General features: G+C 24.3%; 11 protein-coding genes and 1 pseudogene. 6 read left to right on the top strand and 6 right to left on the bottom strand.

Annotated features, from left to right (window positions below; all coding sequences use genetic code 11):
• A partial coding sequence (locus Q1X91_RS12370) for a PD-(D/E)XK nuclease family transposase (protein ID WP_300757964.1) occupies positions 1-315 on the bottom strand: 315 nt, incomplete at its 3' end.
• A 565-nt stretch (positions 316-880) separates the two neighbouring features.
• Here Q1X91_RS12370 and Q1X91_RS12365 point away from each other — a divergent pair.
• Positions 881-1,552 (top strand): hemolysin III family protein, encoded by a 672-nt coding sequence (locus tag Q1X91_RS12365; protein WP_300757962.1) that lies wholly within the window; start codon positions 881-883, stop codon positions 1,550-1,552.
• A gap of 39 nt (positions 1,553-1,591) precedes the next feature.
• Positions 1,592-3,241: an AMP-binding protein gene (locus Q1X91_RS12360; RefSeq protein WP_300757959.1), complete on the top strand. Its 1,650-nt coding sequence runs from the start codon at positions 1,592-1,594 to the stop codon at positions 3,239-3,241.
• Positions 3,242-3,641: 400 nt separating this feature from the next.
• Here Q1X91_RS12360 and Q1X91_RS12355 read toward each other — a convergent pair whose 3' ends face one another.
• Both Q1X91_RS12355 and Q1X91_RS12350 read right to left on the bottom strand, forming a co-directional pair.
• Complete coding sequence (locus Q1X91_RS12355) at positions 3,642-4,073, bottom strand: PepSY-like domain-containing protein (RefSeq protein ID WP_300757956.1); 432 nt, start codon at positions 4,071-4,073, stop codon at positions 3,642-3,644.
• Between the two features lie 298 nt (positions 4,074-4,371).
• Positions 4,372-5,655: an adenylosuccinate synthase gene (locus Q1X91_RS12350; protein WP_300757953.1), complete on the bottom strand. Its 1,284-nt coding sequence runs from the start codon at positions 5,653-5,655 to the stop codon at positions 4,372-4,374.
• A gap of 290 nt (positions 5,656-5,945) precedes the next feature.
• On the opposite strand from Q1X91_RS12350, the gene Q1X91_RS12345 reads away from it, so the two are divergent.
• Positions 5,946-6,194, top strand: a complete 249-nt coding sequence (locus Q1X91_RS12345) for a hypothetical protein (protein WP_300757950.1) — start codon at positions 5,946-5,948, stop codon at positions 6,192-6,194.
• Between the two features lie 123 nt (positions 6,195-6,317).
• Positions 6,318-8,489 (top strand): annotated as a pseudogene (locus Q1X91_RS12340) (tetratricopeptide repeat protein).
• 51 nt (positions 8,490-8,540) lie between these two features.
• On the opposite strand, the gene Q1X91_RS12335 reads toward Q1X91_RS12340, so the two are convergent.
• The gene (locus tag Q1X91_RS12335; RefSeq protein ID WP_300757947.1) at positions 8,541-11,594 is read right to left on the bottom strand and encodes a hypothetical protein; all 3,054 of its coding nucleotides are present in this window, start codon (positions 11,592-11,594) and stop codon (positions 8,541-8,543) included.
• Positions 11,595-11,754: 160 nt separating this feature from the next.
• On the opposite strand from Q1X91_RS12335, the gene Q1X91_RS12330 reads away from it, so the two are divergent.
• Positions 11,755-12,705 carry a GTP-binding protein gene (locus Q1X91_RS12330; RefSeq protein ID WP_300757943.1) on the top strand — a complete coding sequence of 317 codons (951 nt, stop codon included), beginning with the start codon at positions 11,755-11,757 and terminating at the stop codon, positions 12,703-12,705.
• A 36-nt stretch (positions 12,706-12,741) separates the two neighbouring features.
• On the opposite strand, the gene mcrC is transcribed toward Q1X91_RS12330, so the two are convergent.
• Together mcrC and Q1X91_RS12320 are read right to left on the bottom strand one after the other, a co-directional pair.
• Positions 12,742-13,809 carry a 5-methylcytosine-specific restriction endonuclease system specificity protein McrC gene (gene mcrC / locus Q1X91_RS12325; RefSeq protein ID WP_300757940.1) on the bottom strand — a complete coding sequence of 356 codons (1,068 nt, stop codon included), beginning with the start codon at positions 13,807-13,809 and terminating at the stop codon, positions 12,742-12,744.
• Between the two features lie 15 nt (positions 13,810-13,824).
• The gene (locus Q1X91_RS12320) at positions 13,825-15,138 is read right to left on the bottom strand and encodes an AAA family ATPase (RefSeq protein WP_300757938.1); all 1,314 of its coding nucleotides are present in this window, start codon (positions 15,136-15,138) and stop codon (positions 13,825-13,827) included.
• Positions 15,139-15,358: 220 nt separating this feature from the next.
• Between Q1X91_RS12320 and Q1X91_RS12315 the strand changes: the two genes are divergently transcribed.
• Positions 15,359-15,829 (top strand): hypothetical protein, encoded by a 471-nt coding sequence (locus Q1X91_RS12315; protein WP_300757935.1) that lies wholly within the window; start codon positions 15,359-15,361, stop codon positions 15,827-15,829.
• The last annotated feature ends 396 nt before the right edge of the window (positions 15,830-16,225 follow it).

Genomic DNA, 16,225 nt, shown 5'->3' with positions numbered 1-16,225 from the left:
CCAATAATAAAGTATACGCTCTGGAAATCTTGAATTGCCTTGTAATTGTATTTCTATAATAACAACAGAACCATTTTGAGTAATACATTTGACATCGACTATAGTCTCTTTTAAATTTTTATTTCTCTTCAAATTAAATGGCGTAAGTATTTCTAAAGAACGGAAAGTCTTCATATTAGCATTAATCATTATAGAATTAATAAAATCCAAAAGTATAGATTCACTGCTTCCCTTATCAGTAAATAGGTATCTTATAAAATAATCATTCAAAGGATTAAAATATTTTATTTGATTAGTATTAAATTTCTTTTCCATATATATATTATAATTAAATACTTTATAAATGTCAAAGTATAATTTTTTATTTCTTCTCACTACCACCATATAAATATTTAATATTATACTGCTATTTTAGATTGTTTTTATATCTTTACTTTTACTGTTGTTCTGACTGCCCACCCAAGCATTTTTTAATTTTGTAATATTATTCAACGCACGGTTAATCGATTCTAATAAATAATAAAAATTAGAATTATTAATCAATCTGTATTATAAAAATCGGCTCTGCGTGCGTGGAGAAAAGTTTTAAATTTAAATAACGCTTTGGGCGGGTTCACTTTTTAGTAAAATTTAAAAATCTATTCTAACTCCCACCATTTAAATTTTTTAATTTTATCTGTTATTTATGAATGTTTTTTATTCTTTAGCTTTAACTGTTATTATAGCACCCACCCAAGTATTCTTTAAATTTTGTAATACATGCAATACATATTTTATAATTTTTTATGAATGGATTTAATATATTTTTAATTTATTTTCACTATATAGTTACAAATCACCATTTACTTTATTATAAATAAGAGTTAATATATATTCTATTATGGATAGTGTTAAAAAAAATAATAATATAAGAACATCTGTGTCTGCCATATGTGCTATTATATGCATAATATGTGCAAGTTCTGCTGTAGCTGTTTTGGTGCTTTTGATTATCAATTCCAATACAGCAAGAGAAATAACATCTTTTTCTCTTTATTCAAGTTTTCTTATCATATTTTATATAATTAACGCTATATATCATTTTTTTCCATTTAATAATAAGGCCAAAAAAGTTTTTTATATACTTTCGCATGCATTTTTTATTATGATGATATGGGGAGTTTATATACCGCCTTGTCTCATACTATTAAAAAACGGCTGGGGATGGAGTTTCTTTGGAATTATTACTGGACTTTGTGTACTTGGTATAACTTTAAGAAGTGTATTTGGATACAGATGGCGAGATGCTACTGAGACTATATACTATCTTATATTAAATTGGGTATGGCTTATAGCAATATCAAAGATTTCATCTGCGGCAGGAGAATATGGGGCTATACTTTATCTTACTGGTTTTTTGCTTCTTACTGTAGCTATGGTTTTTTATAGACTTGCTATGTATGAATCTAATAAAAGATATACTTTATTTCTGCCTTTATTTTATTCGCTTCTTATAATATCAAATATATGCCATGCGGTTTTTATGTTCAGATATGTTGCTAATATCTTCTAAAATTACTATAATATATATTATAAATACTAGGAGAAAAACATGATTAAAGAGAGATTAAGCGATTATATTCTAAATACTATCAAAGAAAATTGGGATATAAATGCATTAGCTGATTATGGTACAGATAATATATTAAAATACTCGGATGTTGCTAAAAACATATTAAAAATACATACAGCATTTAAAAAGCTGGATATTCATAAAGGAGAGAAGATAGCTTTATGCGGGGCTAATTCTGTTAACTGGGCTTTAACATATATTTCAATAGTAAGTTATGGGGCAGTTGTTGTGCCTATATTAGTGGATTTCTCAAAAGAAGATATTGCTTCAATTATAAAAGATTCAGGTTCTAAATTCATTTTTGCAGACAAACGTATAATAGAAGCCATTGACAGCAATACATTATCCTTACTGAACAAGGCTTTTTATTTGGAAAACTTTGATACTTTTGTTCAAAAAGAAGAAGATGAAGATACTAAAAATAATAAAAAAGAAAATATTTTTAATGATATAGAGATAAATGATTTAAGTAAAGATACTTTTAATCTTACAATATTCGAAAATGATACTTTAGCTACTATAATTTACACTTCTGGTACTACTGGATTTAGCAAAGGTGTTATGCTCAATCATAATTCTCTTTCAGCTAATATAAGATTTGCCATAGCCAATATGCCAGTAAAGGCAAATGATCATATACTTTCTTTTCTTCCTCTTGCTCATGTATTTGGCTGTTTATTTGACTTTTTATTTCCTTTTTCTAAGGGAGCTTGCATATATATGCTTAATGCTATACCTAGTCCGAATATTTTATTAAAGGCATTCAGCGAAGTAAAACCAAATCTTATACTTATGGTTCCTCTTATTATAGAAAAAATATATATAAAAAAAATACTTCCTACTATAGAAAAACCTTTAATATCAAAACTTTTAAAACTTCCTATATTATCATCTTTATTAAAATCAAAAATAAGGAATAATTTAACTGAGGCTTTTGGAGGCAATTTTTATGAGCTTATCATAGGAGGAAGTGCCTTGAATGCTGATGTTGAAAAGTTTCTTATGGATATAGGTTTTAAATTTACAGTAGGATACGGAATGACTGAATGCGGACCTTTAATAAGCTACGGACCTTGGAATAAGCATGTGGCTAGAAGCTGCGGATGCATAATTGATACACTTGAAGTAAAAATCGATGCCGAAAAAGAAGGAGAAGTAGGAGAGATAATGGTAAGAGGTGAGAATGTTATGCAGGGATATTATAAAAACTATAAAGCTACTGCTGATGTACTTTCAAAAGACGGCTGGCTTAGAACTGGAGATTTGGGAGTGCTTGGAGAGAATAACAGGATATTTATAAGAGGAAGAAGTAAAAACATGCTTCTTGGAGCAAGCGGACAAAATATTTATCCTGAAGAGATTGAAAGTAAATTAAATACTATGCCTTATATTGCAGAATCTTTAGTTGTACAAAGAGATAACAAACTTCATGCTCTTATATATTTGGATAATGAAAGAGTTAAGGCTGAGAGTTTAAGCGATGAAGATATTAATAAGCTAATAGAAAAAAATAGAATAGAAGTTAATAAAATGCTTCCAGAGTTTGGAAGAATATCAGGTTTTACTATTCAAGAAGAGGAGTTTATTAAAAATCCTACCAAGAAAATAAAGAGATTTCTATACAAATAACTATTATATGAAACCATAAAGGGTGCGGATTAAAGTTTTAAAATTTATTCTAACTCCAAGCTTTTTTAATTTTATGATAATATTCAATGCACGTAGAATAAAATCTTATATATATACCTAAACTATTACAATTTGTCAAAAATTAATTTTTTAATTTAAAATATTTGAAGGGCTTTGCTGCGAAGCACACAGTCGTGCCGCACCCCCAGCTCTTTTATTGGTATAAAAGAACCATACGCTGTACACCTTCGGTGAAAGAACTGCATTTTTAGCCAATTTTTTGGGTATTAGCATACATTTAATACGTATTTTAAAAATAACTTTTTTGCCGCTTAATTTTTATAAAAAAAGAGGGCTATTAAAAAACCCTCTCTTTAATTAATAAAATATATATATACAATTAGTCGTCAAATTTCTGTCCCATTAACTGTCCGTCAGAAGTTATAAATAATTCCATAAAGTTATTTAATTTTACTTTGTAATTACCCCATTCTTTTTCTGCCTCTATTATTACAGCATTAGGATAAGTATTTTTTATAGTGTTTGCTACAGTTTGAGGTAAAACACTAAAAGGAACTGTATTATATTTACCGTCTATACTATTCCATTCTCCATTATACAAAAAGTCTATTTTAGAACCGTTTGATAATTTTACTTCAAATTTTCCGTCATCTCTCTCTGCTTTCCATATTTGTGCATCAGGATAAACTCTTTGTATAAAGCTTCTAGCGTTTTGAGGAAGTGAAGAAGCTGGAACTATCCAATCAGCAAAAGCACTTGAAGTAGAAATAATAGTCAAAGTTATTAATAAAGCAAATAATTTTTTAGTCATAGTAAAATCTCCTTTTAATTTGTTTTCATATGTTCTTGTAAATTATCTTTACAATTATAAGTATAGCCTAAAAGCAGATTTTGTCAATATATTTTACTATAATTTTACAAAAAATTTACTTAAAATATCATATTTTTATATTATTATGATACATTTACTACATTAGATTATAATTATACATTAGGTTATCAAAAATAAGTAAAAAATATTTACTTTAACCTAATATATACAAAAAAGCCCGCATTTATAAAAAATAAACACAGGCTTTTTAATATTTATATATTATAAATAATTAGTATCAAAAAATCTTCTTAACTATTATAGTCTCTTCTCTGCTTGCTCCGACAGATACTATAGAAATATCAGTTTCTATTACTTCGCTTAATCTTTTTAAATACTTTTTAGCATTTTCTGGGAGCTTATCATATTCTCTAATTTCTCTAGTGCTAGTTTTCCAGCCTTCAAACTCTTCGTATACAGGTTCTGCTTTTGAAAGTATATCCAAATCAGCAGGATACCCTTCCAATATCTCGCCATTATATTTGTAGGCAACGCATATTTTTAATTTATCCAAATCATCTAATATATCAAGTCTAGTTACAGCAATAGAATCAAGTCCGTTCACATAAGATGCATATTTTACAACGCAGGCATCAAGCCAGCCGCATCTTCTTGGTCTTCCAGTAACAGTACCGTACTCCCCGCCTTTATCTCTTATAGCCTGACCTATATCATCATGAAGCTCTGATGGGAAAGGTCCTTCTCCAACCCTTGTAGAATAAGCCTTAACTACTCCTATAACATTATCAATCTTTCTAGGACCTACTCCAGAACCAGTGCAGGCTCCTCCTGCAGCTGGATAAGATGATGTTACAAAAGGATAAGTACCATGATCTAAGTCAAGCATAGTAGCCTGAGCTCCTTCAAATAATATATTTTTTTTCTCTTTAATAGCTTTATTTAATATTGTAGTAGTATCAGCAACATAAGGTTTTAATCTCTCAGCATATTCTAAATATTCTTTTAAAAGTTCATCATAATTAAAACCGTCATTATTATAAACTTTTTTAAGGAGTTTATTTTTTAGCTCAAGATTAAACTTTAATTTTTTAGCAAAAACTTCTTTATTCATCAAATCAACTATTCTTATACCCAAACGGCTGGATTTATCCATATAGCAAGGACCTATACCATTTTTAGTAGTTCCTAGTTTATTTTCTCCGAGATCCTCTTCCTGAAGCTCATCAAGAAGTTTATGATAAGGCATTAACACATGAGCCCTATTAGAAATTTTAAGATTGGATATATTAACTTTCTTCTCTGCAAGAGCATCTATTTCGCTTAAAAAAACCTTAGGCTCTATAACAACTCCGTTTCCTATAACGCAAACTTTATCGTTATAAAGTATACCAGAAGGTAAAAGTCTTAATTTATATTTCACATTATCAACTACAACGGTATGACCTGCATTACTTCCTCCCTGAGAACGAACAACATATTCGCAGTTTTCGGCAAGATAATCCACTATTTTACCCTTACCCTCATCACCCCATTGAGTGCCTACTATAATTACTGAAGCCATTTTGCAACTCCTTATTCTATTATGATAAAATATAAGATTTAAAAAACTTATAAAAAACACACGATTGCTATTATATTAATATTTTTTAAGAATTTCAAGCTACTTTTAATAGAAATTTCTATTAAAGATAATATTTTATTTATACAGTAATTTTTTAAACATCAGTAATACAATTATATATTGTTTTAATATTTTCATAATGCTTTATAATTAAAGTAGATTTCAAACTTAAAATATTTTGGATTATTTATGACTGAAGAACTAAAAGCAAAAATACAAAAAATAATATTATGAAAAAAATGAATAAAACTATTGATGCATTTAAAGACGATATACATAGCTCTTTAAAACTTAGAGAAAAAATTCTATCGAATATAGAGTCAAAAACAAAAAAAGAAATGATTTTTAATCAAGTTGAGCTATATTTTAATTTTGAAAAAGAGAATATTGAATTGGTTTATTTTGTTTTAGATAGTAATTATCCTAATGTAATTATTGATTTTAATGAATTAAAAGATATTATAAATAGTGTAATGTAATATATAAAATTTTTGGATAATAAATATTTTAATAATTCATATACTTTCCTTATTATTGTTTTAATATTTTTATAATGCTTTATAATAAAATAGATGTAAAACTTAAAATATTTTGGATTATTTATGACTGAAGAATCAAAAGAAAAAATACAAAAATTAATAGAAGAAAAAAATTATGAAGAAGCAATAAAGCTATGCGATGAAGCCATTGAAAAAGATAATAAAGATGAAGAAGCATATTCTCTAAAAACAAACTGCTATTTTGACTTAAAAGATTATAATACTTCTATAGAAATTTTAAATAAACTTATAGAAATAAATCCAAATTATGAAAAAGCATATTTTAATAGAGGACTTTCAAAATCATATTTAAAAATGTACGAAGAAGCATTAAAAGATTTTGATATTTCAATAAAATTAAATCCAAATATAGATAGAACATATTTTGAAAAAAGTATTATCTTATTTGATATTGAAAAATATGAAGAAGCTATTATAAATTTAAATAAAGCAATAGAATTAAACCCAACTTATGAAGATGCATATTTTAATATAGGAAGATGTCAATTTGAATTAAAAAATTATGATGAGGCTATAAAATATTTTAATAAAGTGATTGAATTAAGCCCAAAAGAAGAAGGAGCTTATTATAATATAGGACTTATAAAAATAGAATTAGAAAATTATATTGAAGCCATAGAATATTTTAATAAAGTGATTGAATTAAATCCTAAAGAAGAAGGAGCTTATTATAACATAGCATATTCAAAAGTAATTTTAAAAAAATATGAAGATGCAATAATATATATTAATAAAGTGATTGAATTAAATCCTAAAAATGAACATGCTTATTATTTAATGGCAGGATGTCAATATGATTTAAAAAAATATAATAGTGCCATAGAATATTACAATAAAGTTATAAAATTAAATAATAACAACAAATATGCATACTTTCTGAAAAGCATTTGTAAAGTATATTTAAAAAATGAAAACGCTATAGAAGATTTAAGAAGTTTTTTTAAAATTAATCAAGATAATAATATATATATAATAAAAATATTATAATTATTTGAAGAATATACTAATATTGAAAAGTTATTTAAATTTATAGTTGATATAAAAAATAATGAATTATGGTATAATGAACCAATAACAAATTTAATTTCTCGTTTTGAAGAGAGTAAAAATTTTGATGATGAGCTTAAAGAAAATATCAAATATCTTTTGCTATACGAATATTTTTTACTTAAACTTTTAACTTTTGATACTGAAGAAGAAAATAATAATATAGAAATATCACATTACACTTCTTTGTATATTCTCACTTTATTGTTAAATGTTAAAGAAAATACAAAAGAAAGCGGAAATATAAGAATAAATAATATCACAACTGCCAATGACCATAAAGAAGGTAAAATTTTAGAAAGTATTTTAAATAAAAATAATATAGATATACAAATAGAAAATGATGAAAAAGCTTTAACTCTTCAGACATCATATTCAAGGAATAAAGACTCGCTCACAATGTTTAGACTATACGGGAAAAAAGAAAATAAAGAAGCTACAGGCGTATGTTTGGTTTTAGATAATAAATATTTTAACAATTCATATACTTCGCCTTATTATTATGAATTTAAGTTAAAAATAGAAAATAATAAAATTTCAATGAATGAAGAAATTAATAAAGAAAAATTCCAAGAAAATAAAAGAAATCTATACTGGGTGCTTTATTATAATGAAAAAGAAAATCAGCTTGTTTATAATAAAGAAAAATCTAAATATGCAAGTAATATTATTGATTTAGATGATTTGAATAATGATGATTATAAAGCAGAGTTAAAAGAAGATGATAAAAAAGAAGACATTATTAAATATGCATTTTCAAAAATATTTCATTATACAAGAGAAATTAAAAAACAAATAGAAGACCCAAAAAATAATGAAATTTATAAAAATATTAAAAATCAATTATACAGCTATTTATTTGAAAACATAAAATACATAATAAAGCATGAAGCATTCTTTGAAGAACAGGAACTTAGAATGCTTGTAACAAATGATTATAAGTCTGATGAAATATTAATTGACAATGATAATAAAAAACTTTATATTGATTATATAAAACTTTTTAATGAAAATACTAATTATATAAAAGAAATAATAATAGGCTCAAAAGTAGAAAACAATGAGGCAGTTGCCGAATATATAAGAAAGGCACTTCACTTAAAAAATACTGAAGCTAATAAATTAGATGATATAAAGGTAAGTATATCAGAAGCCCCTTTAAGATAAAGGCTATAAAAAATAAATCATTAAAAACTATTTTCAATTAAATATATACTTCTAATTAGAAGAAGGCGGAAGTCTTTTTACTATCTGAAGATATTTGATAAACCTTTTTATTTTTATACTTTTATTATTTATGTTCAATGCTTTTTTGTAGTAGTCAAATGAGTTAGAATAATACTCTTCTATATTCTTATGCTCTTTATATTTCAAATAATAGCAAAGTCCCAAAGAAAAATAAACCTCATATTCATTTTTTCCATAGTATTTATTTTTCAAAGATAAATTATAATTGTTAATTGCTTTATCTAAATACTCTTCATCTTTTTTATATTTTTTATACATGCTTAAATAAATATCGCCTATCAAACTATATGCTTTTATATTTCCAAGTTTTACAGATTGATTCAAATTATCAAATGCATTTTCTATATAATCTATTTTCAAAGTTTTATCATATAGATGTTTTAATATAAGAGCTTTATAATAATTACATTCAGGATAAATAGAGTTTATATCCAAAACTCTGCTGAAACAGTGAAAAGAATGTATAATATATTCGTAGTTTTTAGTTTTTAAATATACCTTATAATAAAGAAGTCCGATCTCAAAATAATAATCTATATTACTTCTTTCAATTCCTGATATATATTCCAAATAAAATAAAGTAAGCAAAGCATATCTAATCTTTTTTGTAACATAAAATAAATGCCTAAAAAACTCTATGCATAATCTTATAGAAAATATATCAGTCTCTAAACCGCTTAAACATTTTCCAGCTTTAATTAAATACTTATTATTTTTATGAATATCATACATAACATTATTGAGTATAAATAAATACTTATTTGCCAAACTTCTGTTTACAGATAAAAGAGAATTATATTTATCAAAATAATCGTCTATAAAAGCAGTATCTTCGTATTCATTAAATAATATAAAATACATATTCTCCAATTTTTTATAAACAGTATTAATTCCTATACCAAAAGACAAAGCCTTCTCATAATATTCTATACTTTTTAATATGTAATCATATTTAGTTATATTATCAAAATGATTATTTTCTATTTTTATGCTGTATAAATCGCCTATTCCCTCCAAAGCTATTAATGAACTTTCATCATTGAAAATAACATTTTCAAAACATGATAAAGAATTATTAAATATGCCGTCAACATTATAAACACTGTATACTATATAATACAAAAAACCTAGATTTTCTATAGCCTTTAAATATGAACTGTCTAACTCTATAGCTTTAAGATAATTTTTTTCAGCCTCCTTATAATCTTCAAATCTGCTTTCTGTAATCCTAAAATGATAAAGAAGTGCCGAATTATAATATAAAGTCTTATCATATTTATTTATATCATATGCATAATCAAAATACTCCAAAGAGCTTTCAAAATACTTTATATCCTTTGATATTCTGTATTTCTCATAATAAATTACAGCCCGCTGTAAAAAATTATGTATATCATATCTAAATAAATCCGTATTCTTATCAGCATATGATAATGCCAAATCAAAATATCTGTCATCATTATGTTCATCTATATATTTAAGCCTGTATAAATCACTTATAGCAATAAATGATTTTGAAGATTCAAAAAATACTAAAGCCTTATTAAAAAACTCATCTTTCAAATTATACTTTGAACATATATTTTTATCTTCCAAACTGTCGGCATACAAATTATAATAAAAAGAGCCTATATTATAATTAATATAGTATGCAAGCATTTTATCATTATTAAGCTCTCCTTCATTAAATAAAGTTTCATAATCATTAATAATCAAAGTAAAATAATTGCTGTCATCAAAATAATAAAATGCCAGTCTGTAAAGCCCAAACCTATTAATATATGTATATAAATAATCTCTGTCTATTGCTATTGCTCTGTTATAATAATACATAGCTTCATCAAAATCTTCTTTATGCTTTGTAATTTTAAATTTGCATTCATGAAGATATGCTAAAGAGTTTAATATATCAGTTTCATCTGTATCCAAATGATTAAATGAAGAAAAAGAAGCATTAAAATATAAATTATCTTTTGTATAATCATAGCATATTAAATATAAATGCCCCATAAAATAATACTTATCATTATTATCTATATTATTATAATAATTTAAAGCAAGTTCAAAATCTGTTTTGTCTTTTGTAAAAGTGTATTTAATCGTGTATAAATATCCAAATAAATTATACAAAATATTATCATGTTCTTTATATTCTTCTGTTTGCTTATATAATGAAACTGCTTCTTCATAAAAGTTAAAATCACTGCTGTATTTAAACATCAAAGTATATAAAAAACCTAGATTAAGCATGATATTAATGTCTCTGCTTATGTATGATATTTCCATATAATAATTGAGAGCTTTTAAATAATAGTCAGAATTTTTTGTAAGTATAAATTTATCTCTGTAAAGTTTGGCTAAATCGCATAAAGCAAATATATTTTCATTATCTATATTAAGTATTTCTGTATATGCTTCTGCTGCTATATCAAAATATTTTTCCTTTTCTATATTTTGAAATTTGGCTTTATATAAAAGATAAATATTATAACTTAAATTTATATCATTGCCATTTGATTTTAAAACTTCTTTATATGCATACAAAGCATTTTTGAAATATTGATTATCTTTGGTGTTTAAATACTTAAATTGATATAAAAGAGCCAAAATAAAATAAGTAATATCATTCTCATAATGAAGTATTTTATTTATATTCTCCATAGCTATATCATAATAAATATTGTCAGAATCATAAATATATCTAGTATAGTATAAAAATGCTGCCTTATTTCTTGCATATATATTACTGCTGTCTTTAATCATAATAGCATTAATACTTCCTATAACATTTTCAAAACTCTCATTATCTCCAGTATAAGAACATTCATCTATATAAGAATCTATAATCTTTTGCAAAACGGCAATATTATATTTTATATTTAAGCCTTTATTATGATTTTTTAAATTATCTATATAATCATAATAAAAAGATGTATTATCTTCAAAAGTTTCAAAGTTAAATTTTTTAAGAAATGCAAACTCCGCATCAGCTTTCATATTATGAATAAAATTATAACAATTCATAATCAATCAACTCAATAATATCTCTAATTAATTTTATAAAAAATATTATACATAAAAATAATAAAAAATACAGCAATTTAAATTATAATTCTATCATAATTTATAGCTTTAATATATAAACTATTATATAATAGTACAAGCTCATCAAATAGGAGTAAGCATGAAAATACTTATAGTCTCTGGATTTCTCGGTGCAGGTAAAACTACACTTATCAAAGAAATGGCAAATAAAACTAAAAGAGATTTTGTAGTTATGGAAAATGAATACGGAGATGTTGATATAGATTCTAATATACTTAAAGATGAAGGTATGAATATTTGGGAGCTTACAGAAGGCTGTGTATGCTGCACTATGAAAAAAGATTTTGCTTCTTCAATACTCACTATAGCAAACTCTCTTGATCCTGAATATTTAATTGTTGAACCAACTGGAGTTGCTAAATTAAGCAATATTATTAATAATATAAAACAAATTCAGTATGATAGAATAGTACTCCTAAAACCTATTACAATTATAGATGCAAATGCTTTTGATAGTTTTGTTAGTTCATATGATGATATATACATTGATCAGATTTTAAATACTTCTAAAATAATTATTTCAAAAATAGAATCCAAAGAAAAATACGAAATAGATAACCTTATAAAAAAAATAAAATCATTAATAACAAAAAATAATGTATTATTAGATAATATAGAAATATTAGAAGAGCATTACTCTAATAAAAATAAAGAATGGTGGGATAGTATTTTACGATCATTTTTAGATGATAAGTATAAAGCTAAAGAATTAGAAAAAAGCCAAAATGAAGAGATGCCTGATTCTATAAGTATGAAAGGCTGCCAAGTAATAAACGAAAATAAATTTATTATACTTCTTGAAGATATTATACATGGCAGATTCGGACATATTGCTAGATCTAAAGGCGTTATAAAATGCGGTAATAATTATTTAAGATATGATGTTGTAGACGGGAGATATGCTGTTACTGGAGCAAGTGAGAATGATGAACTTGAGATTGTATTTATAGGAAAAGATTTAAATAGAAAACTTCTTCGTGAAGAGTTTCAGCCTGTTTATAGAGAGAGTATAAAACATGATCATGATTGAATAAAACTAAAATTGTTTAGGTATACATAAAAAATTCTATGTATTAGCAGAAAAATAGTTTTCTATAATATATAGTAACTTATCTTTTATAATGTTAAAATCAGAATTCAAATCTATTGTATTAACTGCAAAATATTTGTCATTTATTTTGTATTCTTTGTTAATATTATCATTACATAATGGATAAAGCAAAACACCTTTTACAGTTTTAAACCTTTTATGATAATTATTAACATTAGACATATAAGAAAACATTTGATATAAATGGCTGCTTCTTAAAGAAACTTTATCATTATTTTTTATTAAGATATTTTTATAAAACTTTGTATCTATTATCAAACATTTCTCTTTATTATAAATCATAATATCTGTTTTCATTATGGGTATATATTTATTATCATTTATATTCCACTTTATAGTTTTGTTTTTTACTTTTATATTTTTATTATTAAAAAAATATATTTTATAAAAGTTTAAAACAAATTTCTCATAGAGTATATGCATTCTTTTCTCTTCATTAAAATCTATAAATGAATATTCACTGCTGTTTTTATTAATTAATAAATTTTTATGTATAAATTTGCATATATTGATTATAATTTTGTAGTGCATATTATTTTTATTGTACTTTAATGATCTGAAAGTTCTATTATTAACATTTATATTTTTTATCTTTATAAAGTAATGATTTAATTTTATTAATTTTTCTTTAATATCATTATCTATATTTTCATAATTTATAAGTTTGTTTAAAGTAGATTTTATTATTTGGTTAAAGAGTATATCATTAGAAAGTATATTATAACTGCATACCAGCTTTTTATAATTAATAGTATTTCTTTTTATAGATTCTGAGAAGTTAATTTTTCCTTTTAATACTGATAAATCCTCTTCCAAAGTGATATATCCTCTATAAAAACCTCTTTTAATTAATTTTTCTAAAAAGATATTAAGAATATATCCCATAACATTATAAATATTATCAAACTTTTCATCACCGAAAATTTCTTTTTGATTATCTTCATCAATGATATTCCAAATATTCCAAGCATAAGCGAGCATGTAGTATATATTTTTAATAGGTATTTTTATATTGCTATTCATTTTATAAAAATTATATTATATATCTAATAACTTTTTTATTTCCTTCTCTGCTTTCTCTTCATTATCAAACCAATATTCTCTCAATGTAGGAGCTATTTCATATTCTATAATATTTTTGTATTCTGCCTCATCTATCTTATCGCAGAAATAACTATGCCCTATAGTACAGCCTCTGCCTAGTGTTTTATCATTTTTTATAATATTATTTAAATCAATAAACTTTGTATTTATTTTATTTATAAGATTATCGTTTATATTCTTTTCTTTCAAATAGTTTATAAACTTTTCATTTCCAAAAGCAGGCTCAATATCTACAAAGCAAAATCTTCTTCTTAAAGCATAATCAATAACAGCAATACTTCTGTCTGCCGTGTTCATCATACCTATAATATACAAATTATTAGGCACGCTGAAACTTTCATTATTGTAAGGAAGTATAATTTCAGCATCTCTATTGTCAGCTTCTATAAGCATTAAAAGCTCGCCGAATATTTTAGATATATTTCCGCGGTTAATCTCATCTATTATAAAAAAATAATCATTATCCATATCAGAAGAGGCTTTCTGACAAAAATCATAAAACACACCGTTTTTTAATTCAAAGTTTTTATCTGTAGGCTTATAACCAATAATAAAATCTTCATAAGAATAGCTTTCATGAAACTGCACCATTTTTATTTTACTGTCATCGGCTTCTCCAATTATTGAGTAAGCGAGTTTTTTGGCAAGAAAAGTTTTACCTACTCCGGGCGAGCCTTGAAAAATAATATTCTTTTTTCTTTTTAATAAATTATAAATAATGCCGTACTTTTCTTCAGATATAAAAACTTCATTAAGGAAATTTTCTTTACTATATGAATTATCCGATTTATCATTTGTTTGTTCGTATTGATTTTCTTCATCATCTGCTTTTTCGTCTTCAAACAAATTATCAAATGATATATCTTTAATATTATTTTTTTCAATTATTTCTTTACATACTTTTACTAAATTATCAGATTTATCCTTATTAAATGGATAATGATATTTTATATATTCTTTTGTTGAAATTAATGATTTTTCTAGTTCTTTAATACCATGTAGTTTTCCTATTTTTTTAATGATAAATTGAAGTACATTTAATTTAAAACTTCTTTTAAATCCTACACCTTTTCTCATGCACCTATATATTCCGTATAAAAAATTAAATGAACTATATTTGTATATTCCTTTAATATCTATTTTCAAACATTCATTAATACCATCCGTTCTTTTTATTTTACCATTATATATTTGCTCCATTACATCATATATTTTTTCTAACTGTTCATTATTTAATTCTTCTTTCATTTTTACTCCCAATAACTAATATATATATATATTAGTTATTCTATTTTACAATAAAAATTATATTATAAAAATTATCTTAAAGGGGCTTCTGATATGCTTACCTTTATATCATCTATTATTATGTGTATCTTTTTTATAACTTACTTATATTCGCTTATATTTTTTGATTATTTTATATTATAAATTTTATTTAAAAAAATTACAGAGGCATAGAGGCATCATGAAAAAATATAATATAAAAACAGAAAATCAAATATATGATCTTATAAAAAAAGAGAATCTTACATTTGATGATATAGCTAAAAAACTAAATATTAATTATGATGATTTAAAAGAATATATTAATAAATCTAGTAAGAAATATAAAAAGAGTTTGGTTAAAAAAATAAGAAAGGCAAGAAGAGAATATCTTAATGATATAAAAATAAAAATAGAAAATGCTGTAATAAAAAAAGCATTGGGATATTATAGTAAAGATATTGTAAGAGAGATAAAAACCGATAAAGAAGGCAAAGAATCCAAAACCAAAAAAATAGTTTATAAATATAATCCTCCAAGCGAAAGGGCGGTTATAGTATTTTTTGAGATATTAAAAAATAGGAAAAATAAAAAACTTGAAAGGGAAGAATTAAAAAGAAATGTTCAGGAAGAAGAGAATAGAATAAATATCAGAGTGGGCTTTGATAATTAAATTAGACTTGTTTCAAAACTACTTGACAAACAATTTTTATAAGTTTATTGCTTTATGCTAAATTATATAATATTAATGATTATATAATTTATATGTTTTAGATGTTGTACATTTTATCATTTTAGTATATAAAGTCTTTTTGCTTCTCGCCGCAGGCGGGCTGTGCCTGGGTCACCAAAAGAAGTGGGGTGTGGCACGACTGTGTGCTTCGCAGCAAAGCCCCACTTATAAAACAAAAATACTAAAATTAGACTAGTGTAATTATATATTGATTTGGTTTTGAAACAAGTTTATTATATTTTTTGCACGGGTTCCATACATATTGCATTTAAGTATTCCTTAATTTCTTAAAGTATAGCATAGGAGTATCATAATTTAAAGTAGAATGTATTCTTT

The organism is uncultured Brachyspira sp., from assembly GCF_949287625.1.
GTDB lineage: Bacteria > Spirochaetota > Brachyspiria > Brachyspirales > Brachyspiraceae > Brachyspira.
This window is presented reverse-complemented; position numbering and strand designations above follow the sequence as displayed.

What these genes read in the sequence shown, in the direction of transcription:
- Q1X91_RS12365 (WP_300757962.1), top strand. Translation starts at nt 881, where the DNA reads ATGGATAGTGTTAAAAAAAATAATAATATAAGAACATCTGTGTCTGCC.
- Q1X91_RS12360 (WP_300757959.1), top strand. Translation starts at nt 1,592, where the DNA reads ATGATTAAAGAGAGATTAAGCGATTATATTCTAAATACTATCAAAGAA.
- Q1X91_RS12355 (WP_300757956.1), bottom strand. Translation starts at nt 4,073, where the DNA reads ATGACTAAAAAATTATTTGCTTTATTAATAACTTTGACTATTATTTCT.
- Q1X91_RS12350 (WP_300757953.1), bottom strand. Translation starts at nt 5,655, where the DNA reads ATGGCTTCAGTAATTATAGTAGGCACTCAATGGGGTGATGAGGGTAAG.
- Q1X91_RS12345 (WP_300757950.1), top strand. Translation starts at nt 5,946, where the DNA reads ATGAAAAAAATGAATAAAACTATTGATGCATTTAAAGACGATATACAT.
- Q1X91_RS12335 (WP_300757947.1), bottom strand. Translation starts at nt 11,594, where the DNA reads ATGAATTGTTATAATTTTATTCATAATATGAAAGCTGATGCGGAGTTT.
- Q1X91_RS12330 (WP_300757943.1), top strand. Translation starts at nt 11,755, where the DNA reads ATGAAAATACTTATAGTCTCTGGATTTCTCGGTGCAGGTAAAACTACA.
- mcrC (WP_300757940.1), bottom strand. Translation starts at nt 13,809, where the DNA reads ATGAATAGCAATATAAAAATACCTATTAAAAATATATACTACATGCTC.
- Q1X91_RS12320 (WP_300757938.1), bottom strand. Translation starts at nt 15,138, where the DNA reads ATGAAAGAAGAATTAAATAATGAACAGTTAGAAAAAATATATGATGTA.
- Q1X91_RS12315 (WP_300757935.1), top strand. Translation starts at nt 15,359, where the DNA reads ATGAAAAAATATAATATAAAAACAGAAAATCAAATATATGATCTTATA.